General features: G+C 75.3%; 2 protein-coding genes. Both read right to left on the bottom strand.

Going from position 1 to position 2,368, the window contains the following annotated elements:
• Nucleotides 1-104 precede the first annotated feature (104 nt).
• On the bottom strand, nt 105-1,802 hold the full coding sequence (locus tag ABWK99_RS15760) for a bifunctional 3'-5' exonuclease/DNA polymerase (RefSeq protein ID WP_372595630.1): 1,698 nt from the start codon (nt 1,800-1,802) through the stop codon (nt 105-107).
• A 62-nt stretch (nt 1,803-1,864) separates the two neighbouring features.
• The coding region (locus ABWK99_RS15755) for an exodeoxyribonuclease III (protein ID WP_372595629.1) at nt 1,865-2,368 on the bottom strand (504 nt) is incomplete at its 5' end.

The following is a 2,368-nucleotide window of genomic DNA, read 5'->3' as shown; positions in this document are numbered from 1 at the left end:
TCGGCTGCTCGTCCATGGCGTCAGCCTGCCATCAGCCACCGACGCCCCGGCAGGGCGTGCGCCGCTCCCGTGCCGCGGCGCACAGCCCGCGAGCGCCGCCCCGCTCACTTCGCCTCGTCATATCCCTGCACGACGGCGACCTGCAGCGCGAACTCCACCGGGAACCCGCCGAACAGCAGGCGCCCGGCCTCGGCCGCCGAGTCCCTGACGGCCTGCGCGACCTCCTCGGCGACCTCGACCGGGGAGTGCACCATGACCTCGTCGTGCAGGAAGAACACCAGGTGCGGGCGGCCGTCGATCTCCGACAGCCTCCGCCGCAACGACGCCATCCAGCACAGCGCCCACTCGGCGGCCGTGCCCTGCACCACGAAGTTCCGCGCGAAGCGCCCCCAGTCCCGCGCCCGCTGCCGGGCCGCCCTGACGTCCGCAGCGTCGGCCCCCTCCGAGGCGGCAGCCTCGCGCGCGGCCTGCCAGGCGGCGCTCGGCCGTGGCGAGGACCGCCCGAGCCAGGTCGAGACGACGTCGCCGCGCTCCCCCGCGCGCGCCGCCTCCTCCACCAGGGCGATGGCCCGCGGGAACGCCGTGGTGAGCCGCGGCATGAGCGCGGCGCTGACCCCCGTGGTCGCCCCGTAGATCGCGCCGAGCATCGCGTACTTGGCCTGCTCCCTCGTCTCGACGGTGCCCGAGTCGACGAGGCCCTGGTAGAGGTCCGCATGCCGACCGGCGGCAGCCATCGCCGAGTCCGCAGACATCGCGGCGAGCACGCGCGGCTCGAGCTGAGCGGCATCGGCCACCACGAGCGCCCAGCCGGGATCGGCGCGCACCGCCGAGCGGATCTGCGCCGGGAGCTGGAGCGCCCCGCCCCCGCTCGTCGCCCACCGGCCGGTCACCACCCCGCCGACGACGTAGTCCGGGCGGAAGCGACCGTCGTGCACCCAGCGCTCCAGCCACGCCCAGCCGTTCGCGCTGAGCAACCGGGAGAGCTTCTTGTACGCGAGCAGCGGTGCGACGACGGGGTGCTCGATCCCGCGCAGCTCGTGCTTGGAGGTGGAGGTGACCGGCAGACCCGCCTGCTGGAGCGCGCGCAGCAGATCGGGCGGGGAGTCGAGCCGCAGGCCAGGGTGGTCCAGGGCGGCGCGGACCTCCGCCGCGAGCGCCTCCATCCGCTCGGGACGCCCACCCGCCGGCGGGCGTGGGCCGAGCAGCGAGGTGAGGACCTCGTCGTGCACGGCCACGTCCCAGGGCATCCCGTCGTGGTGCATCTCGGCGGCGATCAGCGCGCCCGTCGACTCCGCGGCGAGCAGCAGGCGCAGCCGGCCCGGGGCGTCCGACCCCGCGACGGCCGCGAGCTGGCGGGCGTGCTCGGCGACGTCGTCGTGCCGGTACCCGCCGCCACCCCCGTCCGGACGGGGCCCGGCCACGAGGTCGTCCTCCTCGAAGGCGTCGAACAGGCTCGGAGCGCCGGCCGTCGACGTGCCCTCCTCCGCGGCACGCTCGTCCCAGGGACCAAGTGGGGCCATGGCCAGCGTCGAACCGGCCGCCAGGGCGCTCCCCCGCAGGATCCGGTGGCACAGCCGCAGGTCGTGGCAGCGCCGGACGCGAACCCCGGCGGCGAGCAACGGCGGGTACCAGCCGGCCGTGTCGTCCCAGACCCACCGCGGCTGCGCGGGCTCCCGTCCGGCGACGGCGGCCGGGAGGTCGGCAACGGCGACCTCGGTGGTCGCGGTCGGGCTCCCCCCGTCATCCACCTCCGTGAGACCGACGACGCCCGGTCCCGACCGGTGCACGACGATGGAGGCCACGGCTCATTGTCGCCCGCCTCCGCAGGAGGCACGACCGACCGGTACCGGGCGCAGCCCTCCCCTCAGAGCGCGTAGGTCACGACGAACGGGGCGTGGTCGCTGAACCGCGTGTCGTAGCTCTCGGCGCGGTCGACCTCGGCCGCCGTGGCGAGCGCGGCGAGGCCAGGGGTCGCCACCTGGTAGTCGAGGCGCCAGCCGGTGTCCGTGTCGAAGGCCTTCCCGCGGAAGCTCCACCACGTGTAGGGCCCCGGGGTGTCCTCCCCCGCGAGCCGGCGGCCGAGGTCCACCCACCCGGACGCGAACCACCGGTCCATCCAGGCGCGCTCCTGCGGCAGGCAGCCGGCCTTGCCCCGGTTGCCCTTCCAGTTCTTCAGGTCCTGGTCGCGATGCGCGATGTTCAGGTCCCCGCCCACCACCGCGTGCCCGCCGCCCGCGAGGAGCGCATCCATCCGCTCCGTCGCCAGCGCGAGGAAGGCGTACTTCTCGTCCATCGACGGGGTGTTCTCCGTGCCGGAGTGGATGTACGCCGAGACGACGGTCAGCGCGCCGCCGTCGGGCGTCTCCAG

Source organism: Actinotalea sp. (assembly GCF_041597215.1).
Taxonomy (GTDB): domain Bacteria; phylum Actinomycetota; class Actinomycetes; order Actinomycetales; family Cellulomonadaceae; genus Actinotalea.
The sequence above is the reverse complement of the archived record's forward strand: the minus strand, read 5'-3'. Positions and strand labels throughout refer to the sequence as shown.